18 protein-coding genes and 3 pseudogenes are annotated in these 23,711 nt (G+C 60.4%); 15 read left to right on the forward strand and 6 right to left on the reverse strand.

All coding sequences use genetic code 11. The features are described 5' to 3' along the window. The first annotated feature begins 302 nt into the window (after positions 1 to 302). The 5 genes from CUJ90_RS29260 to istB all read left to right on the forward strand — a co-directional run bounded on the left by CUJ90_RS29260 (position 303) and on the right by istB (position 8,040). Positions 303 to 2,351 (forward strand): two-partner secretion domain-containing protein, encoded by a 2,049-nt coding sequence (locus CUJ90_RS29260; protein WP_114164453.1) that lies wholly within the window; start codon positions 303 to 305, stop codon positions 2,349 to 2,351. Between the two features lie 77 nt (positions 2,352 to 2,428). Beyond that, on the forward strand, positions 2,429 to 4,183 hold the full coding sequence (locus CUJ90_RS29265) for a ShlB/FhaC/HecB family hemolysin secretion/activation protein (protein ID WP_114164454.1): 1,755 nt from the start codon (positions 2,429 to 2,431) through the stop codon (positions 4,181 to 4,183). Positions 4,184 to 4,330: 147 nt separating this feature from the next. Next, on the forward strand, positions 4,331 to 5,155 hold the full coding sequence (locus CUJ90_RS29270) for a peptidyl-prolyl cis-trans isomerase (RefSeq protein WP_114164733.1): 825 nt from the start codon (positions 4,331 to 4,333) through the stop codon (positions 5,153 to 5,155). A 578-nt stretch (positions 5,156 to 5,733) separates the two neighbouring features. Continuing rightward, positions 5,734 to 7,272: an IS21 family transposase gene (istA, locus tag CUJ90_RS29275; protein ID WP_114164455.1), complete on the forward strand. Its 1,539-nt coding sequence runs from the start codon at positions 5,734 to 5,736 to the stop codon at positions 7,270 to 7,272. A 9-nt stretch (positions 7,273 to 7,281) separates the two neighbouring features. After that, positions 7,282 to 8,040 (forward strand): IS21-like element helper ATPase IstB, encoded by a 759-nt coding sequence (gene istB / locus CUJ90_RS29280; protein ID WP_114164456.1) that lies wholly within the window; start codon positions 7,282 to 7,284, stop codon positions 8,038 to 8,040. A 332-nt stretch (positions 8,041 to 8,372) separates the two neighbouring features. Here istB and CUJ90_RS29285 read toward each other — a convergent pair. The 4 genes and pseudogenes from CUJ90_RS29285 to CUJ90_RS29300 all read right to left on the reverse strand — a co-directional run. Next, positions 8,373 to 8,674, reverse strand: a pseudogene (locus CUJ90_RS29285) (IS21 family transposase); the annotation flags it as partial. Positions 8,675 to 8,745: 71 nt separating this feature from the next. Continuing rightward, positions 8,746 to 9,102: a tyrosine-type recombinase/integrase gene (locus CUJ90_RS33495; RefSeq protein WP_244220067.1), complete on the reverse strand. Its 357-nt coding sequence runs from the start codon at positions 9,100 to 9,102 to the stop codon at positions 8,746 to 8,748. Then, the gene (locus CUJ90_RS33500; RefSeq protein WP_244220068.1) at positions 9,087 to 9,419 is read right to left on the reverse strand and encodes a hypothetical protein; all 333 of its coding nucleotides are present in this window, start codon (positions 9,417 to 9,419) and stop codon (positions 9,087 to 9,089) included. The genes CUJ90_RS33495 and CUJ90_RS33500 overlap by 16 nt, the downstream gene beginning before the upstream one ends. A 332-nt stretch (positions 9,420 to 9,751) precedes the next feature. Next, a complete protein-coding gene (locus tag CUJ90_RS29300; RefSeq protein ID WP_114164457.1) occupies positions 9,752 to 10,762 on the reverse strand; it encodes a lipase family protein in 1,011 nt (336 codons plus the stop codon). A gap of 703 nt (positions 10,763 to 11,465) precedes the next feature. Between CUJ90_RS29300 and CUJ90_RS29305 the strand changes: the two genes are divergently transcribed. The 10 genes and pseudogenes from CUJ90_RS29305 (at position 11,466) to CUJ90_RS29350 (ending at position 22,833) form a co-directional block, all read left to right on the forward strand. Next, complete coding sequence (locus CUJ90_RS29305) at positions 11,466 to 12,563, forward strand: IS5 family transposase (protein ID WP_073432981.1); 1,098 nt, start codon at positions 11,466 to 11,468, stop codon at positions 12,561 to 12,563. Between the two features lie 273 nt (positions 12,564 to 12,836). Continuing rightward, positions 12,837 to 14,951 (forward strand): trypsin-like serine peptidase, encoded by a 2,115-nt coding sequence (locus CUJ90_RS29310; protein ID WP_114164458.1) that lies wholly within the window; start codon positions 12,837 to 12,839, stop codon positions 14,949 to 14,951. A 102-nt stretch (positions 14,952 to 15,053) separates the two neighbouring features. After that, positions 15,054 to 15,731, forward strand: coding sequence for an NUDIX hydrolase (locus tag CUJ90_RS29315; protein WP_114164459.1), 678 nt, complete (start codon positions 15,054 to 15,056; stop codon positions 15,729 to 15,731). Between the two features lie 306 nt (positions 15,732 to 16,037). Beyond that, a pseudogene (locus tag CUJ90_RS29320) lies at positions 16,038 to 16,220 on the forward strand (transposase); the annotation flags it as partial. A 96-nt stretch (positions 16,221 to 16,316) separates the two neighbouring features. After that, positions 16,317 to 16,568 carry a peptidylprolyl isomerase gene (locus tag CUJ90_RS29325; protein ID WP_422879729.1) on the forward strand — a complete coding sequence of 84 codons (252 nt, stop codon included), beginning with the start codon at positions 16,317 to 16,319 and terminating at the stop codon, positions 16,566 to 16,568. A gap of 538 nt (positions 16,569 to 17,106) precedes the next feature. Then, positions 17,107 to 18,117 (forward strand): annotated as a pseudogene (locus CUJ90_RS29330) (IS110 family RNA-guided transposase). Between the two features lie 309 nt (positions 18,118 to 18,426). Beyond that, the gene (locus tag CUJ90_RS29335; RefSeq protein ID WP_167449687.1) at positions 18,427 to 19,827 is read left to right on the forward strand and encodes an ISNCY family transposase; all 1,401 of its coding nucleotides are present in this window, start codon (positions 18,427 to 18,429) and stop codon (positions 19,825 to 19,827) included. A 1,124-nt stretch (positions 19,828 to 20,951) separates the two neighbouring features. Beyond that, entirely contained in the window at positions 20,952 to 21,404 is a 453-nt protein-coding gene (locus tag CUJ90_RS29340; RefSeq protein WP_073431888.1) for a hypothetical protein, read from the forward strand. A 9-nt stretch (positions 21,405 to 21,413) separates the two neighbouring features. Then, positions 21,414 to 22,118, forward strand: a complete 705-nt coding sequence (locus tag CUJ90_RS29345; protein ID WP_073431889.1) for a nucleotide-binding protein — start codon at positions 21,414 to 21,416, stop codon at positions 22,116 to 22,118. Further along, a complete protein-coding gene (locus CUJ90_RS29350; RefSeq protein ID WP_083086309.1) occupies positions 22,111 to 22,833 on the forward strand; it encodes a hypothetical protein in 723 nt (240 codons plus the stop codon). The genes CUJ90_RS29345 and CUJ90_RS29350 overlap by 8 nt, the downstream gene beginning before the upstream one ends. Before the next feature lie 268 nt (positions 22,834 to 23,101). Here the strand turns inward: CUJ90_RS29350 and CUJ90_RS29355 are convergent, their stop codons facing one another. Together CUJ90_RS29355 and CUJ90_RS29360 are read right to left on the reverse strand one after the other, a co-directional pair. Beyond that, entirely contained in the window at positions 23,102 to 23,284 is a 183-nt protein-coding gene (locus CUJ90_RS29355; RefSeq protein WP_073431891.1) for a DUF6900 domain-containing protein, read from the reverse strand. A gap of 149 nt (positions 23,285 to 23,433) precedes the next feature. Next, positions 23,434 to 23,679, reverse strand: a complete 246-nt coding sequence (locus tag CUJ90_RS29360; protein ID WP_073431892.1) for a hypothetical protein — start codon at positions 23,677 to 23,679, stop codon at positions 23,434 to 23,436. Positions 23,680 to 23,711: the final 32 nt, after the last annotated feature.

A 23,711-nucleotide genomic window follows, 5' to 3' on the forward strand; every position in this document is an offset into this window, starting at 1 on the left:
GACAGATAAGCGCAGGAGCTGATTTCGGCGCTGGCTGCATCGAGCGCTTTGGCGGCAATGAGTGATGCCCTGCTTGTCGACCCCACCAATCCGGCCAAGAGGTTCGGGAGGCGCGGGCCAATTGAGTGGGGAAGATCGCGAGTAGAAGAAATTCAGGCATCAATCTCCAACCATTCGCACGGCCACCGCTGATTTTCAGAAAGCTAATGGCGGCTTGGAAAATGCCTGTGTTCGTGAAAAATAGTTAAATAGTATTAGCAATCCAATTTAAATATGAGAGTTGTTGAATGACGTTACATCCAATGGCGAAGGCGGCGTCCATCGCGTGGTTGGTTTCGGGCATGACGGGCTCGGCAATCGCCGCTGGCATCGTCGCCGACGGCGGCACGGCGACATCCGTTTCAACCGGAGCGAACGGCCACCAGACCGTGAACATTGCGCTGGCGACCGGCGGTGTCTCGAACAACACCTACTCGTCGTTCAATGTGTCGAAGGCGGGCGCTGACCTGAACAACGTTGGCATCAACGCACGGACGATCGTCAACCAGGTCACCAGCACCAATCCGTCGCTGATCCAGGGCGCGATCGGCGTGCTGGGTCCGCGCGCGAATGTGATCCTGGCCAACCCGAACGGCATCACCGTGGACGGTGGCAGCTTCGTGAACGCCGGGCACGTCGTGCTCTCCACGGGGCAGGTGAGCTTCAATGACCTGACCCTCGCACCCGGCGTCACCCAGCGCAACGTCGTGCTGACGACGAACGGCGGAACGATCACGATCGGCGCGGGCGGCCTGTCGGGCACGCTATTGAACCTCGACCTGATCGCGAAGCAGCTGGCCGTGAACGGTCCGGTGACGAACAGCTATCGAAGCCCAGGTTCACCACCAGGCGTAATTCGCGCGATCGTCGGCGACAGCACGAACACGTACGACACCAGCTTCTCGTCAAACGACAATGGTCACGACTGGCTGGCCAGTTCCACGTCACCCGGGACCGGCAATGCTGGCATTGCGGTCGATATCACCGCGCTGGGCGGCCTGACCGCGGGCCGTGTGCAACTCATCGTGACCGACAAAGGCGCCGGCGTGCGCAACCTCGGACAGCTCTACGCAAGCGCCGGTGACGTGCTCGTGTCCGCCACCGGCGATATCAGCGCCGGCGGAGGCGCCACCCAGGGTTCGATCAAGGCCGAGCACGACGTCAATCTCACGACGACGGGTGCACTGTCGCTGCAGGGTGCGCAGATCAGTGCCGCCAACAACGTCACGGTCAGCGCGAACGGGATCACCCTCGCAGACAACGCGACCGGTCCGTCGACGCTGACGGCGGGCAACGCGGTCAGCCTGACCAGCATCGGCGATATCACGAACACCGGCAGCCTGATCCAGGCCGGCTCCGTCTCATCCGACGGCAGCCCGAGCGGTGGCGATGTGACGCTCAGAGCGACCGGCAGCATCACGAACCGCTCGACCCCGTCGAACCTCGGGATCCTCTTCGCGGCCAACGGCTCGACGCTGCTGACCGCACAGGGTGATATCACGAACGACAACGCGCGGATTCTCGCCAACCAGGCCGTGAGCCTGACCGGGCAAAGTGATGTGCTCAACACGATCGACCATACGGGCGCCGCCTCCGGTAGCGAACCGGTCGCATATTCCCGCCGCGGCGGCAGCTTCCTTTTCTTCACGCACACGACCAGCGGCTTTGACGTCGACTACGGCACGGTCAGCCAGCCGGACCAGCTTGCGTATATTGCGTCCACCAGCGGTCCGGTCACGATCTCGGGGCGCAACGTCACGAACAGCGGTGGCATCATCCAGTCGAACGACGCCGCCGTGAACATCACGGCGCAGCAGGCGTTCACCAATGCTGCGGTGTTCTCCGGACAGGCGGGCTATTCGCGCGGCTGCTGGATCGTCTGTCATGCGAGCGCGTCGAGCAGCGTGACGCCATACGGCGGCACGATCCAGTCGGGAACAGATATCGCGATTACCGCCGGCACCGTGGCGCGCAACGTCGGCGGCAACGTGTTCGCGCTGGGCAACATCGACGTCACCGCACCAGTGACCTACGCACAGGGCGTGACGGGCTATTCGGCGCTGAACCAGGACCGCGGCTTCAAGGCGTTCTTCGGCAGCAGCTGGGCGCAGATCATCGCGGCGGACGTGGGCGGCGGCTTCACCGCGAACGGCCTCGTGACGCTCACGGGCGACGGCGTGATCGACGGCGGTTACATCACGGGCGGCAAGGGTGTTGCCGCGACGGGCAGCCTCACGACCGTGCGCGCGCCTGCCCGTACGCCGGTGCAGATCGGCCAGCATCTGGGCCTCACCACCTGGTGGTGGCGCTGATGCGGAAATCTTCCAGGAGCGTGCCCTGGGCGGTACGCCCGGCGCTGCTGCGCGGTATCGCGCTTTGTGGTCTTCACATGGCCGCTGCGCATGCCCAGACGCCCCCTTCGGGGGTACCTGCCGGTGTCCCGGCGTTGCCGGCTGCACGCCCGGTCCAGGACCCGGCGCAGCAACTGATCGACCAGCAGAAGGAGCGCGCGAGGCAGCAGGAGCTGAACCAGCCGCCCGCGTCAATTACGGTGCCGCCACCAGCACAGCAGACGCTCGACGTCCCGCCCGGCACTCCCATCAACCAGATTGCCGAAAGCGGCCCGACCTTCCGGGTTGACCGCATCGAGGTGAATGGCAACACGGTGCTGCCGTCTGCGAGGCTCGACGCGATCACGGCGCCGTTCACCGGCCACGAACTGGGCTCGCACCGCCTGAACGTGCTCCTGAAACGGCTCACCGATGCGTTCGTGTCGGCCGGCTATGTGACGACGCGCGCCTTCCTCGGCCCGCAGAACCTCGGGTCCGGTACGCTGAAGATCACCGTGCAGGTCGGTCACGTGGAGCAGTACACGGTCAACGGGCGGCCGGTGCAGCGGCTGAAGAAAGACGCGCGCGCCGCGGGTGGCGGCTGGCTCACCGATGCCGGTTACGAAAACGCCTTCCCGGCGGCGCCTGGCGATCCGCTGCGGCTGGAGGATCTCGACCAGGGCGTCTCGCAGATCAACCGGCTGCGGCGCAACCAGGCGGCCGTGCAGATCCTGCCGGGGCAGGGCGCGGGCGATTCCGTCGTCGCGATCCGTAACCAGCCGGGCGACCGTACGTACTACACGCTGGGTGTCGACAACTACGGCAGCCGGGCGACGGGCGTGACGCGCTACCGTGCGGGCGTCGAGGCCGACAACCTGATCGGGATGCAGGAATCGCTCAGCCTGAACTTCATCGACAGCCTCGACAGCAACGCGCTCGTCGGTTCGTTCGCGATCCCGTTCGGGCGCCACACGTTCAGCTACACGCTGTCGGACTCGGAATACCAGCAGGTGGTGGACAGCACGGCGCTCGTGTATGGCCGCACGCTCAGTCACATCCTCGGCTGGAATTACACGCTGAATCGCACGCAGGCCAATATCGTCAATCTGGACGCGACGCTGTCGTGGCGGCGTACCGACCGCGAGGTCAACAACATCGACCTCGATCCGCAGCATCTCGCGGTGCTGAGAGTCGGCGGCAACTGGCTGCACAGGTTCGTGCTGAACGACGCGCCGGGCAACGTGACGCTCGACGCGGGCATCTCGCAGGGGCTGCCTTGGCTCGAGGCGGATCACGACGCGCACGGTATCGCGCGGACCGCGGCGCACAGCCAGTTCACGAAGCTCGATGCGACGGTGAACTTCACGGTGCCGCTGCCCAAGCTGGATACACCGGTCGGCCAGGCCGCCTTCGCCTATCGCGGGGCGCTGGGCGGCCAGTATGTGAATGTGGCGCTGTACGGCTCCGAGCAGCTGTATCTGGGTGGCATGGACACGATCCGCGGGTTCCGCTCGGGCGAGATCGCGGGCGACCGCGGGTTCTGGTCGCGCAACGAAATCGCGTGGGTGAATGCGCCCGCGTGGAAGGACGGCCGTATCGAGCCGTATGTGTTTCTCGATGCCGGCAAGGCCAGTCTCGTCGCGGTGCCGGGCTTCCCGACACTCGCGGGTGCCGGCGCGGGTCTGCGCGCGCAGTGGCAGTGGCACCAGCAGATCCTGTCGGGCGAGGTCACGCTCGGCCGCGCACTCACTCAACCCGCCAGCCTGGGTCCGAAAGCGACCCTGTTGCTGGCCACAGCGAACTGGAACTACTAGGAAACCATCATGAAAAAATCCACCTCCCGCCTGGGCACGAGCGTCAACATGCTGTGCGTGACGGCATTTGCTTCCGTGTCGCTGAGCATCGCGATGCCGGGTGTCGCCCATGCAGACGATACGAATCCTGCCGCGAGCCAGACCGGCATGGCAGTCGCCCATCCGTTCGGGTTGCAGGCCGGGAGCACCGGCGGATTGCCGCAGGGTGTCGTCGCGCGCGTCAATGGCGTCGATATCCCGGCCACCCAACTCGAGAGCACGGTGCGCACGGCCGTGAGCAGTTCAGGACAGCCGGACACGCCGCAACTGCGTCAGGCGCTCAAGGGCCAGCTGATCGCGCGGGAACTGTTCCGGCAGAACGCCGAAAAAGCGCACTACGACACAAAGCCCCAAGTGCAGCAGGCGATGAACGCGGCGAAGGTCAACGCGGAAACGCAGCTGTACCTGAAAGACAGCATTCATCCGGAACCGGTCACTGACGCGCAGGTGAAGACGCGCTACGACGAGATCGTCGCGTCGCTCGGCAGGGAAGAGTACAAGCCGCGTGTGATTGCCGTTCCCGATGAGGCAACCGCGACCACCGTGCTGGCGAAACTGAAATCCGGCACGTCGTTCGATGCGCTGGCGCGCCAGTACAGCGTGGCGCCGAGCAAGACGGCGGGTGGCGAACTGCCGTGGGTCAGTTTCAGGACGCCGTTAGCAGAGGGCCAGACTCAGGGCCTGCCGCTCGCGGTGGCGCAGGCGATCACGCAGTTGCCAGCCGGTGGCGTCACGCCGGCCGCGATTGCGACCGGCGAAGCAGGCAACGCGATGCGCGTGATCGTGAAGGTCGACGCGAAACGGCCCACGCAGGTCCCGTCGTTCGATCAGGCGAAGGACACGATCCGCCAGCAGCTGCAGGCGCTTGCGCTGGAGAAGGCCGCCGCGCAGTTCACCGGCGAGCTGATGAAGCACGCGACGATCCAGCAATGACGCCGGGGCGGCGATGGTCAGCCGGACGGCGGACGGCACCGTGAAGTCGCCGGTGCGGGTCTTCCCGTTCAGCCCGCATCCTTCGGCACTGCGTGTGATGCAAACCGTGAGAGACAGACTAAAACCGACGTCAAAACCACGACATCTGCAAATAGCCGGCGCTACGACATCTGAATTTGGCTTTGACATACGGTGGTGTGTGGCCGTCCGGACTGCCCTGCCCTCCCTCAGCGCCTCCAGCCTCGACGGCAGGTACAGGTTGGTCTGGATGCTGAAGTGCGCCCGCAAATGAAGGGGATGATAGTTGTGGCTTTCATACCCTTCATTTGCGGACAAGCCGGGGGAGGGCGTTTCGCTTGCACTGTTTTCCTCATTTTCGGCTGCGACAGGCCGCTACCTGCGTATTTCACACCAAGCTGGACAGCGATTTCGCGCCAAGCTGGACAGGCATTTCACGCGAAGGTGGGCACGGATTTCACGGCAAGCTGGACAGCGATTTCACGCGAAGCTGGACAGTAGCCGCATGAGGTAGCGACGCGGGTCAACCGTGGCACGCTCGACACTTTGTCGGGAGCCACATGGCATACCCAAAGTTGACCATGCGTAAAATTCGTGAAGTGCTGCGCCTGTATTTCGAAAGCGGCTTCAACCATCGGGAGATCGCCCGAGCTCTTGGCGCGTCGCCGACCACAGTCGGACAGTACGTTCGGCGCATGCAACGCGCCGGACTCAGCTATCCGCTGCCCACGACTCTCTCTGACGACGAACTCGAAGCGCTGCTGTACCCACCGCCGCCCCGGGTTGAAGGGCAACGCCCCGAACCCGACTGGCCTACTGTGCGGCGCGAGCTGTCGCGCAAGGGCGTCACGCTTGACCTGCTGTGGAACGAGTACAAGGCCGAACACCCCGACGGCTACGCTTACACGTGGTTCTGCACCCACTACAACCGGTGGGCGAGCGCATTGCCGCTGACCTTGCGCCAGACGCACGCGCCCGGCGAGAAGCTGTTCGTCGACTACTCCGGCGACAGGATCGCCATCATCGACGCGCAGACCGGCGAGATCCGCGACGCCGAGCTGTTCGTTGCTGTTCTCGGCGCGTCGAATTACACGTACGCCGAAGCGACCTGGACGCAGCAGTTGCCAGACTGGATCGGTTCGCATGTGCGCACGTTCGAATTCATTGGCGGCTGTACAGAAATTGTCGTGCCCGACAACCTCAAGTCGGGCGTGCACAAACCGAGCTTCTATGACCCGATCGTAAATCGCACCTACGGCGCGATGGCTTCGCATTACTCCGTGGCAGTCATCCCCGCCCGCAGTAAAAAGCCCCGGGACAAGGCCAAGGTCGAGCAGGGAGTGCTCCTCGTACAACGATGGATTCTCGCCCGGTTGCGCAAACAACGCTTCTTCAGTCTTGCCGAAGCCAACCGGGCGATCGCCGCGCTGCTTGTGAGCCTGAACGACAAGGCATTCAAGAAACTACCCGGTTCGCGGCGAACCGCCTTTGAAGAACTCGAGCGCGCAGCACTCAAGCCGTTACCGGCGCACCCTTATCAATACGCCGACTGGAAGGTCGCCCGTGTCGGCATTGACTATCACATCGAACTCGTCGGCCATTACTACTCGGTCCCTCACCGCTTCGCGCGTGAACAGGTTGACGTCCGCTACACCACAGCCACCGTCGAAGTCTTCCGTCGCGGCACGCGCATCGCCGCGCACGCAAAGAGCGATCGCCGCGGCGCTCACACCACGCTGACCGAGCACATGCCGGCCAATCATCAGGCCATCACCGGCTGGGACCCGCAGCGCCTGCGCAACTGGGCCGCCACGATCGGCCCGCACACAGATGCCGTCATCCAGCATCTGCTCGGCGGCCGTCAGCATCCGCAGCAGGCCTATCGCACCCGCCTGGGCGTACTGCGACTGGCCAAAGACTACGGCAACCAGCGGCTGGAAGCCGCCTGCAGCCGCGCCATCGATCTGAAAGCGCCGAGTTACCGCTTCATCGACTCGACGCTGAAGAATGGACTGGACCAGCAGCCATCGCCGGTTGCGGTACAGCCCGACCTGCCGCTTGCGCACGCCAATGTGCGCGGGCCCGATTACTACCACTGAGGAAGCACTATGCTGAAACACCCAACCATTAACAAACTGCACGAACTGCGCCTGAACGGCATGGCTGACGCGCTTACCGAGCAGCAGGGACTCGCCGACGTCGAGGCGTTTAGTTTCGAAGAGAGGCTGGGGCTTCTCGTCGAACGGGAGGTCAGCGTGCGCGAATCCCGGCAGACTGCGGCGCGGTTGCGCCGGGCGAAACTCAAGTTCTCCGACGCGGTGCCCGAAGACATCGACTACCGATCGGCACGCGGCCTGGATCGTGGACTCGTCAGCCAGCTTCTCACCGGCACCTGGATTCGTGAGCGCAACAACGCCGTGATCGTCGGCGCCACGGGCCTGGGCAAGACCTGGCTGGCGTGTGCGCTGGCGAACCAGGCGTGTCGTCTTGGTTACTCCGCGCTATACCTGAGAGTTCCCAAACTGAACGAGGAGCTCGCCATCGCACACGGTAGTGGTCGCTATGCCCGGCTGCTGGCGCAGTGGGCCAAGACCGACGTGTTGCTCATGGACGATCTCGCGATGGCGCCGATGACTGACAGCACACGGCGTGACCTGCTTGAGATCCTCGATGATCGCCACGGCCACCGCTCAACCCTGGTAACCAGCCAGATTCCAGTTGATAGCTGGCATGCCGCGCTCGGCGATCCGACGCTCGCCGATGCCATTCTCGACCGGCTCGTGCACAACACCTATCGCATCAATCTCAGCGGTGATTCGATGCGAAAACGCAAAAAGAGTTTGACCGAAAACCAGCAGTCAGAGTAAATATCGAAACCCCCGCGTCGCTGCGCTCCGAACGTCCAGCTTCGCGCGAAACCGCTGTCCACCTTCACGCGAAACGCGTGTCCAGCTTCCACGAATTACGCAAGCTGGAGAGAGCGCGTATGACGGAGCGCCAGGGTAACGCTGGCGCTGCAACTGGCTGAACCGGTCGCCGCATGCAGCGCAGCTGGCGTGCGGCACTATAGGATGTGGTCCACGGAAAACAACGGCTGACTGGCGGCCTCGTACATCAGAAACAGCATGCGCGACTTCTGGCCGCCAACAGGAGGATGCCGGATGTGCGTCACTACTCACAAAGTGCTGCAGCCTGGCCCACGGCATCCCGGCAGCTTCTGGAACGGGCGCTCGTTCAGGTTCTTGAGCAGTGGGCGGATTGCCTCATTGACCGAGTGAACCGACGCAAACCGGTGATGACGCAGGCGCGCCATGATCCAATTTCGACCACCTGGACCGCAACTTCCACTTTCGGTTTGTCCCTCGGGCGATATACGCGAGCAGGGAGGAATGAGGTACCGTAATGACGCGCAAAGTCCAGCACGGTGTCGCCGGCGCGAGGTTCATAGCGGTCGAGATCGGCAATCATTGCGCGCAGGTTATCCGGCTTCTGTGTCCGAGGCCGTTATGTGGCGATCGACACAGATTTGTACTGCTGTCGGGAAGAGCGCGAATGTCTGGGCACATAACGAGCTACAGCGCGTCGAGCCACTCGATGAGTGCTTTGTCGTCCTTCCAGACTGCACGAGCGCGGGATGCCCCCGAATTAGAAGGGCTTATTTCGCAGGCACGTAACGCTTCGGCCTTGGCGCGTAACGTCAGTTCAGCATAGCGGTTGGTGGTATCGAGGCTAACGTGTCCGATCCAACCACGAATGACGTTGACTTCGACACCGGATTCAAGGAGGTGGACGGCGGCAGTATGTCGAAACAGATGGGGACTCACATGTCGCGGCTGCGGACCGTCCGTGTCCCACGGCGCTGCATGTCGCCGGACTATCTTGTAGATACCAAAGCGCGTCAGGGGGCGGCTTTTTACTGCGCCGAACACCGGACCATTGGCAATGTGCGTTGTTCACCGAGCAGTTGCCGAAGATATGCGTAGAAAGTGTTCAGCGCGGCGCGTCGCTGGTTGCGGGTACGCACGGAGTTGCCGCGCTGCTGCTCCAGATACTTGAGGAATGTCAGAACTCGCTCGAAGGCGAGGTCCTCGACAGTCAGGGAAGTAATTGAGGTGCGGCGTTGCTCGGATACAAAGCCAGAAACAGGCGAACTGTGTCGCGATAACTTCGGATTGAACCTTGGCGCAGGCCTTTCTGCACGGGGACCATCGCCGACGCAATGCTCGACCATCTCATGCAGCGTCATCACCGGATCACGCTCACCGGTGAATCCCTCAGGAAGGCATCCCCAAAACCCAGCGTCCTGGAGCCCGAACTCGACCAGGACTAACAAGAAAATCTACAATCAACACCGCGCAACGCCCAACCCCGCCGAATCGGTCACGTTCTCGAAATCGGCGGTCACGTTCGCCGAAATACGCAGTTTGCGTTTTGCTTGCGGTCGATGTGAGTCGTAGCTCGACAATAAAACGCCAACTTTTGGAGGGCGGACAGATCGAATTTTGACCTTTCTATCCACCCCCAAAGCCTTCTTGCAAATACCCTGCCGAACAAAGTCCGTAGCTCGCGGACCACGCATCACTTTGCCTGGCTGATAGGAGGCGGGGGGATGTGTATATCGCCCAAACCCAGTCCCAGAAGGAAGATGTATCCGTAGATATGCTGAAAGCCCACCTGCTGATAGAAATCCGTAATCTGGGAAACAGCCTGTCCATCAAGCTTGTTCTGCAAAGAGCCGTAATTTCCCCATTGTCTGTAATTCAGAGACCTCGAAGTGGCGCTTATCAGATCGACAAGTGCCTTGACGACATCGGGGGTGTGAATTTGTGGTTCATAGACCTTTTTTACAAGCTCGATACTGTCTGCATTCCACGCCATCGGTACGACGTCCACCGTGTTCCATACGCGTATCGCGTTGGTTCGCATCTGTTCGTCAAAATAACCAGCAAAAATATCGTTGCCCGCCGTCGGCGCAGCAAACGTCTGGCAGTTGTATTTCAGGTTTAGCGCTTGCAAGTCACGCTGATTCTTCAGGTACAGGACAAGCGCGGATGCCAGGGCGCCGCCTAGGCTATGCCCGACAACGTTAAGCACGCTCGAAGGCGGTACCGTCTTGAGAAAGTCAATGAGCGTCGCCCCGTTTGAGTCGGCGGTCAGGATCACGGATGATAGTCCTATGTCTGTTCCGGCCGATATACCTGCCAAGTCGGAACATGACGGCACGTACTTCCGGAATGACACGAGGGTTTCATACAGATTGTCCTCCAGAAGGTCCACGGGGGAACTGAAATCGGTGCCACTGGTCACCACCGAATATTCGCCTGTGGTTCTCGATTGCAGTACTGCAGTGATCTGCGTCGCATATCTATCCGGATCGGGATCGCGAAGCAAGGCGGGCCCCCAAACGATACTGAACTGTTTGTTCTGGGTCATCCTGGAGGCGCTCAGGCCATTAATGATATTCCGGCTAACCTGCGCCGGAGTTGGGTTCTGAATTTCTTTTCCCGAGGTGTAGTCTGTTGCGGAATAGTTAACAAGATACGCTAACGTGAGATTAATCTGCGTTTGTTCAAGATTGATGGTTGACATGATTAATTTGCTCCGGATGTCTTAAAAATTCGACTTCTAGTTTGCAAAATATTGAAAACTGACCGCAACATCTACGTGACCTCGCTGAACCACCGGCCGATTCTAGGCTTGCATACTTCGTTCAGCAATAGATTTATAGGGAATGGGTAATTTTTATGCATTTTGCTTTTCGAAGCATAATGCATAAATTTCAAGTTTTTAATTATCCAAGCGGCATAAGTGCTCCGGGTATACGGATTTTATTTTGCGAGGAGCCACTCGTAGAACGCATTTAAGATGTCAGCGTTGTGACTATAAAATCGCCAACTCAGGACTTCGTGCATCCCGATAACGTGGCGAGCCATACTCAGTATGGGTTTGCCGGACGCGAAATGAAGTCATCACTTCGCTGTTGAGATGCGGCCTTCGGCGCGCGGCCGCCGACGGTGACCAAGGAATATTGCGGCCGACGTATGCCGACCGCATCGGGCAGCACGTGGGCGAGGCCGTGCGAAAACGTGAGAGTACTCGGTTTTCGGGTGTCGCTTTACCCTCCGCGAGTGGCTACCAAGCCAATACAGCGCGATCTGAAGGGTCGATTTTTCGGGAGGCTGCATTCAGCGCGCGTTGTCAGCCTAGCAGGCTGCTGAAGTATCGGCGGTAATGTCATCGCTGAAGGCCCCTGAAGCGTTGATGGAAGACCCCCACTTGCCCCTTGGAGATCATGCGCGGCGCCGACACATTCACCGAGAGTTTGTTTTCCATGCGCAAGCTGGACGACTTCGTTCCGAAGTCGCATCCGTTGCGTTCGATCCGGGTGATGGCGAACGAAGCACTGGTGAAGATGGATCGGTTGTTTGCCGGGATGTACGAGGCCGACCTCAAGGGTGGGCGGCCGAGCATCGCGCCGGAGAAGTTGCTGCGAGCCATGCTGATCCAGGTGCTCTACAGCATCCGCTCGGAGCGCCAATTGATGGATCAGGTGCAATACAACCTGCTGTTTCGCTGGTTCATCGGCCTGGCGATGGATGACGAGGTTTGGGTACCGACGGTCTTCACGAAGAACCGCGAACGCCTGATCAAGCATGATGCGGTGATCGAATTCTTCAACGAAGTGGTGGCGATCGCTGAGAAGAAGTGCCTGCTCTCGGGAGAGCACTTCAGCGTGGACGGCACGCTGATCCAGGCGTGGGCGGGGCACAAGAGCTTCGTGCCCAAGGACAGTGACGATCAGGACAGCGACGGCGGCAACGCAGGCGACTTTAAAGGCGAGAAGCGCAGCAACGAGACGCATGAGTCCCGGACCGATCCCGATGCACGGCTCTATCGCAAAGGCAATACGGCCAGCGAATTGCGTTACATGGGCCACACGCTGACCGACAATCGACATGGTCTGGTGGTCAACGCGTGCGTGACGCGCGCTGACGGGCACGCCGAGCGCGAAGCGGCCAAGGTCATGATCAACGACGCGCGGCAAGCGGCAGAAGATGCGAGCGCAGAAATCACGCTGGGCGCAGACAAGGGTTACGACGCACAGGAATTCATCGAGGCGTGCCAGCAGATGAAGGTCACACCGCACGTTGCGCAAAACACCTCGGGGCGGCGTTCATCCGTGCCCGATACCATTGCCTCGAGCGTGGGCTACGCCATTTCGCAGCAAAAGCGCAAGTTGATCGAACAAGGCTTCGGGTGGGCCAAGACCGTGGGGCGCATGCGCCAGGTGGTGGTGCGCGGGTTGAAGAAAGTGGACCAGATGTTCGTGTTGAACATGGCTGCCTACAACCTCGTGCGCATGCGCTCACTGACACAAGTCCGTCTGTAGCAGCGAAAAACGCGGCAATGAAGCCAGAAATTGGCCTCAAACTGCCGAACAAGCGTGGAATTCACGTTGAAATTGCACAATGCGATAAACCTTGTGGCGAGAGCCGCGTAAGTGCAGAAAGGCTGCTTCTGTCGGACTGTATTTCAGCAGCCTGCTAGTTGGGTCGTCGCGGTGTAATTGGGTGTAATGGATATGCTGTGCGCGGCGGCGTAATTTTGTCGTGCGCGACGTTTAATGTGTCGTGTCGAAAACCAATGCCACAGGAGAAATAAAATGGTTGCTCGTTTAAATCGGTCGTGTGCGAAGGACGGTGTGATTGCTTATCAGGACAGTGAAAGCCTTGAAACGTTTCATTATTTCCCGGCTCGCATTGATCCAGTCAATGAGGAGACGATCAGAAGCTATGAGGTGAAATATTATGGGATCAACGCTCAGCCGTATTTCATCGATGTTGGGAATCGTAACTATCAGAGCGTTGTCGGGGCGGTAGTCAGCGGGCAGGGCATTGCCGAGATCACCAAAAAGCAGCGCGACGCCATAGTGGCCGAGGCAAAGCGGATCTACAAAGTCAGAAATGTTTACCTGGTGCCGCTCGTGCTTGAAGACGTGACTGTCCAGCCCATCATCGCGACGGACGTCGTTGAAATGGGCGGGCGCAGCAGCATCACTTTCCCGGAGCGTTTTCAGGTTGGCACGCAGTTCGGCTTTAACGTCTCTTCAGGCAATAGCCTGTTTGCAGAATTGGTAGGGTTGCAGGGCTCGGACGATAAAAACAAGAATCCAGAAATTGGCGTCAATTTCTACGGTACGTGCGAGCTGCTTGCCGACCCGTGGATCGCTGAGCTCACGGCAGACCTGTCCCAAGTTTGGGAATACACGCGTAGTCAATTCGGAGCGAGCGCCCGGATCGGATGGCTAAATATCGGCAACGCCAGTTTCGACAAGATCACGCAGGACATGCAAAAGAAGGGGATCGTCAAGATCAAATACATTCAAGGTGGCGGTGGCAAGGAGTTCGGCTGGCAGTTGCTGGAATCCACGAAGACCTTATTCGAAGCAATCAACCAGCAGGCTGCTGCTGGAGAGGGATTGTTCAAGTTCGAGCCAAATCCGACGCCGCAGGAGCCTTCGTCGTCTTCGTCGGACGGGTTGGGGGCCGGTCTTTTGCCTTACTCCGTCAGCATCAACATGTCGTTTGCCTCCAATACGTTCAAGCAGTCGATCGAGTTCAAAAACAGGGTTGAGTTCGAGGGACGGCTGCCTGTTGCCTTCAACGGCAATATGGCGCTGGCGCTTCCCTGCAATGCATCGACGCAAACACACTTCTACGATCTGCAATTGAAGGCGACTGGCTGCATCACCAAGGCCAAATCCGATGGACTGCAAGCGCGGATTCGCAAGGAGGTTGCAGCGAAGGACAAGAAGGTTCTCGAATACCTGAAGAAGGTTGAAAGCGGTACGTGGACGATACAGCAATTCTCGGAGATGCTAGAACTGCTGAACACGATCAACCTGACCGAAAGCAAGAAGAACCTCGACCCCGCAAGCATGGAGGTCTTGAGCGAGGAAGAGGCGCTGCATCTGTTGGAGCAGCGGGAGCAGGAGGTCGTTGCATCCTGGTCGACACCGCTCGAATCGCGTTCGCATATCGTCCACGCGGTATTCCCGCCGGATAACCGCAAGCGAGTGTCCAATACGCGGATCTCGCCGTGGAATGGCGTCGGTATGCTGGAGATGCTGTTCCCTGACGGGAAGTCGTATATCGGAACTGCGACGCTGGTGGACGACACCCATGTTGCAACTTGTGCTCACAATTTGTTCGATTCCGCTTGCGGCGGCCGCGCGACAGCGATCCGGTTCTACCCGGCCAACAACGGGAGCGCAGATCATCCGTATGGCAGTTTCGCCGCCAACAAGATCTACTACCCGGAGGCCTTCGAGCAGGACGAACAGGACGACGGCCTGGATTACGGGATTATCAGGCTGGTCAAGGCAGTGCCGGAAGATCTGACCAAGTACACGCTGAAAATTGCTGCCGACAGGGATTTGCAGACGACGGCCATGCAGATCGCAGGCTATCCGGGCGACAAGCAACCGGCGAAAACCATGTGGTCTGGCACCGGGGCATTGACCGAAGTTACGCCGACACTTCTGAGTTACAGGATTTCCACCGCGCAGGGACAAAGCGGTTCCGCGATCGTCGCCAAGGACGACGCTGGCCAGTGGTGCATCTACGGCATTCATGTCGGTAGCCGTGCGGCCGCCAACATCGGCTGTCGAATCAACGAGACAGTCAAGGCCAATATGCTTGGTTGGATCGAGGGCCGGACGGTCGATGATTTTGCCACCGTCGCGGAGGAGTGGGATGCGGAGCCGGAAATGGCCTGAGTCCGGGCGCTCGCAAAGCAATACGTTGCGTTGTTATGTAATGTCGCTCAGCAGGTGAGCGCTGAGCGACATTTGAATTCACTTTATAAATAGAGGGCGATCATGTCTCCTGATCCGGTGATTGCGCGCGATGATGATGCTATGCCTGCTCCGCAGAACACTCCTCCTGCTTATGCGGTTTTGTATGACGATTTTGGTACGTTTCTTATCGCAACGAAACGGGAGAGGTCGTACTATTACTTGAGCGAAAATGGAGAAACGGTCAATTATCGGGGGATCGATTTGACTGGGAAAAAGGGCGGCGGATTGAATGCTCTGCCTGGAGGAAGAAACGACGAAAATGATACGGAGAAATGCGCCAGGCGTGAATTCTTCGAGGAGACCGGCGTTGAATTGCCGAGGAGCGTCGGGCCTGACAGGACAAAAATAAAGTCCTTCGAAAGAGATGCATACTCGGCTGCGTACTTTCGCGCGAAAACTGGGGAGGTGGCGAGCACATTCAGTGCGATATCGTCGATTTCCCTGCCTAACTCAAGGGATATCGTTGCCAAAATAATCAAGGAAAAATATACGCAGCGATCCCAGGTTATGGATTATGTCGTGAGGGAGAAGTTTTCCGTGTGGCCGCAGGATAATGAGCTCGATTCGGTTGCTTGCTGGAATATCAAGAATTCAAATCAATGGGACAAGATCAAATCGTGGAGGGGGGATCAAGTAATCGGCTGGTATTACGAGGTTCTCAAATATTTGCGGGTCGATATTTTCAATTTGAATGTGTAGGTGCGGGATCTTGCGGGCATGTTACAGGGGCCTCGGTACAGGCGGCATTGGGCTGACGTGAATCGTCATGTCCAGTGCCGCGTATGCGTCCTGACCATGCAGCAGGTATCGCCGGGCGTCGACGAGGAACAGAAGGCGATCAAATCGAATGGCGTGCGTCGCAAGCAGCTTGGCCGTTCCGGGCTTTGCAATGGATGAGTGCTATAGACCACGGCGTCGCCGGCATTGAGAATTTAAACGCACCTAGAATTCCAAGCTGAACGAGCGCCGGCTTGCGTCCGCAACTACAACTTGCGGACGCAACCGATGACAGAGAACGAAGTTGATTTCTTTCCGCTGCGGGTGACCGGCGTGACTGCAGCAGGCAAGAGGAAGTTTGACGCCGAGGGCAAGCGCAGGTTGATTGACGCCTGCCTGCAGCCTGGTGCGTCAATTGCCGGACTGGCGTTGAAGGCGGGTGTGAACGCGAACCAACTGCATAAGTGGATTACGGCATAGGAGTTAAACACGCGACGAAATTTCGAAAGACTGTTTCGTGTCGGAATCGGCCGCAAGATTTGCGAACGCGAAGGCAATACCCAGGGGCTGCCGCTCGCGGTGGCGCAGGCGATCACGCAGTTGCCAGCCGGCGGTGTCACGCCGGTCGCGATTGCGACCGGTGACGGCAACAACGCGATGCGCGTGATCGTGAAACTTGATGCAAAACGGCCCACGCAGGTCCCGTCATTCGACCAGGCGAAGGACACGATCCGTCTGCAGTTGCAGGCGCTCGCGCTGGAGAAGGCCGCCGCGCAGTTCACCGGCGAGCTGATGAAGCACGCGACGATCCAGCAATGACGCCGGGGCGGCGATGGTCGGCCGGACGAGGGACGGCACCGTGAAGTCGTCGGTGCGGGTCTTCGAGGAGAGCGTGCCGCTGTCGCGGTCGCGTGCGGTCGTGGACCGGCATCATGCAGCTGTTCGGCTTCGCGAGCGAAATGCGCCACTCGCCGCAGGAGCAGCGCATCCGGGAGTCCGGTGTCCGGCGTGCGAGCGGGCATTCAGGGCGAACGCGCTGGCGCGGCCGAACATCTGAGCCATCCGATGCGTGCACCGAAGGCTTTCGGTGTCCCGGTTGCCGCCATCCGCAGAGCGGGGTCTGCAGATCAGAAACAGGATTCTGCAGGAAGCGGGAACAGTTTTTTTTCAGGTTAACGTAAATTAGTGATCCTGAATTTGTCATAAAAAGAATTATGCAAAATCCCAAATGTAGTAGCTTTATAGATGGAATGGTCGCCTCCCGCCTTAACGGGCCAACCGACGCCGCAGCAACCCCGGCGACGATGTCGAGCCCGAGTATCGTCTCCGTTGGGATATCCCGTTAAGGAGAAAGCTGATGGAACCCACGACTATTGCCATCGACCTGGCCAAGCGCGTTTTCCAGATTCACTACGTCGAGCCTGTGACCGGCGCGATTCGCAGCAAGGTGCTCAAACGCGCCCAGCTCGTGCCGTTCTTCGCCAACCGGCCTGCGACTTGTGTCGTTATGGAGGCCTGCGGCAGCGCCCATCACTGGGCCCGTGTCCTGGCGCGGCTTGGCCACGACGTGCGGCTCATCGCAGCCCAGTTCGTCTGACCGTTCGTGAAGTCGAACAAGAACGATGCCGCGGATGCCGCGGCGATCTGGGAAGCGGCCCAACGTCCCGGCATGCGTTTCGTAGCTGTCAAGACGGAAGACCAGCAGGCCATGCTTGCGATGCACCGCATACGCCAGCAACTCGTCAGGATCCGTGTCATGCAGGTCAACCAGCTTCGCGGATTGCTCTACGAATTTGGCGTGATACTGCCGGCAGGTCGCCGTGCATCGATAGAGGCAGCCAAAGTCGCGCTGGCGTCGATGGCTGAGCAGTTGCCCACTATGCTGGCAGACAGCCTGCAGGACCAGATCTCGCGGCTACGTGGACTCGACGAGCAGATTGCCCGGATCGAACAGCGCATTCTCGAGTGGCGACGCAACAACGATGCATGCAGACGCATTTCCGAAATCCCCGGCGTGGGAGTACTCACGGCCACTGCTGCAGTATCGGTAATTGGACAGGCGAAGACCTTTCGCTCCGGCCGGGAGTTCGCTGCCTATTTGGGCCTCGTGCCGCGACAGAACGGCTCTGGGGGCAAGGTAAAGCTTGGCGGGATCAGCAAACGCGGGGACGTGTACTTGCGAACGCTACTGATCCACGGCGCGCGATCGGTCATCTCAAGTTCAAGGTATTTGCCGGAGCGCTTGCGCCAGATGCTGACCCGGCGTCCAACGAATGTCGTTGCCGTTGCGCTCGCCAACAAGATGGCGCGAACAATCTGGGCGCTGCTCGCGTATGGTCGAACGTATCAGGCAGCACCAGCGCAGTAAGCACGAACCGTAGCCTTTAACCCATCCACGGTTGCACAGGTGTATTGAACGATGGCAAGACAGGTTGGACCGCGTGAAGGCAAGCCTGAGACATTTCTCGGACTTCGAGTCCGTTATTTAGATTAGGACCTTTGCGGCGAAATCCATCGGGGCCGGCGGGTACGTTCCGCAATCGAGTCCGGATATAAGTCCGCAACCACCCTTCTCGCTACGAACAATTACCTTGCAAATGGGAGGCGACCATATAAGAAATGTCGTGTTCTGCTCTGGGTATGCTTGCCGGTTCCCCGCGGGATTACGGAGCCGGCCATGCATCCAGCGACACTGGTGACATTGAACATGCGCGAACTCGACCGACTGAAGGTGATCCAGGCTGTGGTGGACACCGGTCTGAAACCTGGACGTGCTGCCGACCGGCTGGGCCTGACGGTGCGGCAGATCGAGCGGCTGGTAATCCGGTATCGTGAATCAGGCGCAGCGGGCCTGGTCTCACGCAAACGTAGCCGACCGGGTAACCGGCGGCTGGACGACGACGAGGCCCAGCGCGCCCTGGCGATTATCCGCGAGTACTACGCCGATTTCGGCCCAACGCTGGCCTGCGAGAAGCTGCACGAATGCCACGGCATACGTCTGGCGAAGGAAACGGTCCGCAGGCTGATGACGGACGCGGGCCTATGGGTGCCGCGCCGGCAGCGGCCGCCGAAGGTCTACCAGCCGCGCGCGCGGCGGTCGTGCCTGGGCGAGCTGATCCAGATCGACGGCAGCGAGCATCCCTGGTTCGAGGACCGGGCGCCGCAGTGCACGCTGCTGGTGTACGTCGACGACGCAACGAGCCGGCTGATGCACGTGCTTTTCACGGCCACGGAATCGACCTTCAGCTACTTCGAGGCGACGCGTGCGTACATCGAGCGTCACGGCAAGCCGGTGGCGTTCTACAGCGACAAGGCGAGCGTGTTCCGGAACACGGCCGCAAGCAGGACCGGCAATAGCGTGACGCAGTTTGGTCGCGCGATGTACGAGCTGAACATCGACACGATCTGTGCAAACAGTAGCGCGGCCAAGGGCCGTGTCGAGCGCGCGCACCTGACGCTGCAGGACCGGATGGTGAAGGAAATGCGCTTGCGCGACATCCGCACGCTCGCTGCGGCCAATGCCTGGGTGCCCTCCTTCATGGCGGCCTACAACGCGCGTTTCGCAAAGCCTCCGAAGAGCGACTTTGACGCACACCGTCCGCCGAGGGCTGACGAGAACCTTGAACTCGTGCTCACGTGGCGCGAGCCGCGCAAGGTGACGAAGGCGCTGACCGTGCAGTACGACCGCGTCATGTATCTGCTGGACGATACGCCGGCGCATCGCAAGCTGATCGACCGGTATATCGAGGTCTGGGAGTATCCGGATGGGCGAATCGAACTTCGGGCAGATGGCGGTGCATTGTCGTGCAGGCAGTATGACCGGCTGACAGAAATCGATCAGGGCGCGATCGTCGAGCATAAACGTTTGAGCCACGTGCTGCAGGTCGCGCAGGTGATTCAGGCTCAACGCGATAACAGCCGGATCGGCAAGGCGCCTTCACGAACGCATCTGGGGGTTGCAACCAGGGCTGAGGGCAGCTCGCCGGGCAAGAAGAAAGAACGCGAATTCACGCAGACTGACATCGAGCATGTGATCGTGGATCTTGCCCAGCAAAGACAGATAACCCGCAACCCGTAAACCTGGCCGGTGGTCTGCAGGGTCAGTCGAAACAGACGTCAGCGCCCTGCCCATTCTCGGCGGATCCTTCGACACTGGGTGATCAGTAACCGATGAAAGACCGACCTTTTAACCCTGAAAACACGACATTTGTATTTGGCTGCCGCCACGACATCTTGAAATGGCCTCGACACCAAAATGGCATAACTGTGACGACTTCTCAGCTCCTTAACTCCGCTCGAGACGGCGAGCTATTCCGGTGGCCACGAATACAGTTCGCCATATTCTCGTTGATCTGATCGATCACATTACCGGAATACGCAACGGAATTTCCGCCGATGCGAGGGCGCTTGTTGGCAAGCGAAAGGTTACTGAGGTCGCGACCATGGTCATCTAGTAGAAGTGCGTTGCACATGACGCCCAAAACCGGCGATAGCCTATCCTGCAATACCGTGTTTTCAGTGCGCATTTTGTCGCCCCGCGTAAACGTTCTGCGTTAAGATTCCCGTCGCCGCGTAAACGTCCGTTCAGGCCCTGCACCATCGTGTGCGAATGGGTGAGCAAAGGCGTTGCGCAGAGGTCTTCCTTCTGGAGTAAACGGCATGCGCATGCCTGTGCGTTAAAGGATGCGTAACCCGTGCGTGATGCTTTCGCGTTCAGGTGTCAATCGCGTGCGTAAAGCGTTCGTGCCGTTGTGTGCATGTCTTTCGAATGAGCACGCGTGTAACGTGTTCAGGGTCGGCACGGCTGCGTGCGTATCAGCTTCGCTGACGGTGTCGAAGGCTGTGCGCGTGACTGACGCATTGATGTTCGATTCGCTACGCTTGTGCGCGTCCTGAGTTCCCCTTGTTCGATGTGCATACGCTGCGTACTGCTGGTCGACGTCCGTGCGTCACCGGGGACGATGCCGGTCGAACAGCATGCGTGTCAGGAGTAAGCCGGGATGCGTAACGAAGGATGTGTCGCACGCGTACGACAGACGCGAAAAAGTGCGTTGTTCTCACGGGTTCCCGTCGCTTCCCAGGTGTTCCCATGTGCGCTTGCCATGCGGAAAAGGGTGGTTGACGCGTGTGCCCGCTGTGTGCAGGATGGTGTGGAGGTGGTGCGAACGGTGATGCGTAATGGTGTGCGCAGGAGGGTGATTCATGCCTGTCGCGAGGGTCTATACAAAATCGCAATGGGAGGCGTTCGCCCGCGCGCTCGATGCGCTACCTGAGAAGCCCGAGGCTGAACATGGCGTCACGGTGCGCGATGCGATGAAAGACATGCGCGCACGCGTACGCGCGGCGCAGGCGAAGGGCTACACACTGGAGCAGATCGCGGAGCAGGCGAAACCGCACGGCATCGACATCACGGCGGGAACGATCCGATACGCGCTGCGCACAGCCGGGAGGGGCAGCGGTGCCGGGAATGGCGCAGGCCCTTCACCGGGCGCGCGCGCGGCAGGGCAGGCAGGCGTCGCAGCGGTGCGTCAGCGCGATGCGCCGCCGCCCAGGAATCGGGTCCGCAAGGCCGGGGGAAAGACCGTAACCAGACAACCCACGCCGGTGCAGGGCACGCTCGGATTTGCAATCCGGCCCGACACCGACGATCTGTAGGGAGCCGCCATGAACACGACAGTCGACATGACAGTCAATCCCATCTATCTCGTCGGCGGAGGCAAGGGCGGTGTCGGCAAGAGCGTGGTTGCGCTTGCGCTCGTGGATCACCTGCAACGCCGGGGCGTGAACACGGTTCTGGTGGAAAACGATACATCGAACCCGGACGTGATGCGCGCGGTGCACGATGAAATCGATTGCGCATCATTCGATCTGGACACGGCGGGCGGCTGGATCGACATGGTGAACTACTGCGACGCGCATCGCGATGCGGTCGTGGTGGTCAGCACGGCGGCACGCAATCAGGACGGCGTCACGCGATACGGCGCGACACTGGGCAGTACGCTTGATGAACTCGGACGGCGGCTCGTCGTGTTCTGGGTCATCAACCGGCAGCGCGACAGTCTTGAACTGCTGCGGCAGTTCAGCGATACGTTCCCCGATGCGACCGTGCATGTCGTGCGCAATGGCCTGTACGGTACGGCTGAACGCTTCGTGCTGTATCACGATTCGAAGCTGCGCAAGACTACCGAGGCGAAGGGCCGCTCGCTGGATTTTCCGGAACTGGCCGACCGCGTTGCCGATGACCTGCGCAGCCAGCGGCTGTCGGTACGCAAGGCGGTTGAGACGCTGCCCATCGGGCAGCGCGCGGAACTGCTGCGCTGGCGGGCTTGCTATGACGCGATGTTCGCGCAGGTGACAGGCGATGCGTGAGCGGCGTACGCGGGGCGCCCGCCCGCCTGATCCGCTCGCGCGGCTGTTTCTCGAAGTGAGCGGCGAGTTGCCGGACGACGCAAGCCTGCTGCGCATGCGCCGCGTGTCGGCGGCGCTGAACCTGCGTGACAACGATGCACTGTGGTCAGTGCTGGCGGCGCTCGAATACTACGTGCGTCTGTACGAGGCGATGCCGGAGCGCATCCGGCAGGCGGGCACGGGCGGCGTCGATGCGGCGCACGCCGAAGCGCAGGCGGCGACGCAGGCGCTGATGGTGCAGCATCGCGACGCGCTTGCACGCTGCAAGGAAACGATCACACTGGCGGAGAAGATGACCGCCGAGCACGAGGTGCGCTACCGGGCAGCGCTTGCTGCGCTGAACGATGAGGCGCTCGCTACGCTCACCCAGCGGGCGGCGAACCGGATTGGGCGTGCTGCCGGAAACCGGCTCGTCGCGGCGACGGCGGTCGCGGCACGTGAACAGCGGCAACGGCTCGATGCGGCGCTTGTGTCATTCGAGCGGGTCGCTGTGCGGCGGTTCGCGAGGGCGTGCTACGGGCTGGTGGCTGGCGGACTGGCGGTGATGCTGCTGGCGGCTCTCGCCGGCGGCGTGGCAGGGTGGTGGGCAGGGGACCACTGGGTGCGGGCAGACGGCCTGCTGTCTGCCCGGACAGGCTACGTCGCGCCGGGATCACCTTCCGTCAAGCCGCAATGAATCACGAAGCGCGTCAGTCAGGGTTTGCCGTGCGCGAAGCCCCACTGGCGGCACATCCTGCTGCTGATTTTCCTGGCCGGCTGCTTCTGCATGACGCTGGCGACGGCGTCGGACAGGGTCAGTCCAAAGGTCAGGCTGTTGTGAACTTCGTCGGTAAGGCGGCGAGCGTGCGGCGACCGTGACGACTGTCGGAAAAAGCCCGGACGGTCTGCGTTTCGGCACCTGTCGTATTGGAGACCACCCGAATGGCGAGCGGCTGGGGTCGTGTTCAGGCTGCACCGGATTTCGCGCTAGCGACACCGGCCTGGTAAGCCGCTTCAAGCGCTGCCCTGATGGACCAGACTGCAGTATCGTAGAAATCGAGCCGGTTGGAGTGGCGGGTTTCGAGGGTTTCCACGCAAAGTATCCTTGTGGCGATTTCGGCAAGCCGCTGCCTTGCGGGGAAGGTCAGAAGCGTTTACGGCGATCTCCCGGTTGGGTTGTGACGACATCATTCACGCGTTGTTTCGGAGGAACTTCAAGGGTTTTTTGTCCGGACCGGCTGCACCGCGCGGGCAGGCTCCCGGTTCAGGCAGGCGGCGGCCTGTCTGCCTGCGCGGATCAGGCCCCGGCGGCGTCGCCGTCGATGAACGCTGCGGCGCGGCGGAGCATGCGAGCCGCCGCGTCGTGCTGGTCGAAGGCAATCATCGGAGTGCTGTAGCCTTCATCGCGGGCGCGCAGCAATGCCATGTCGTAATGGCGCCCGTGTTGGTACTGCGTGCTGGTTGCTTCGACGGAAGTGAGGAAAAGATCGGGCGAACCCGCGGCGTTGGTCGCGAGCACGACCATGCGGATATGGTTGAACATGACGGACTCTCCGGTTCAGGTGGGATGCGCAG

Origin of the sequence: Paraburkholderia terricola (assembly GCF_003330825.1) — a bacterium.
Taxonomy (GTDB): Bacteria; Pseudomonadota; Gammaproteobacteria; order Burkholderiales; family Burkholderiaceae; genus Paraburkholderia; species Paraburkholderia terricola.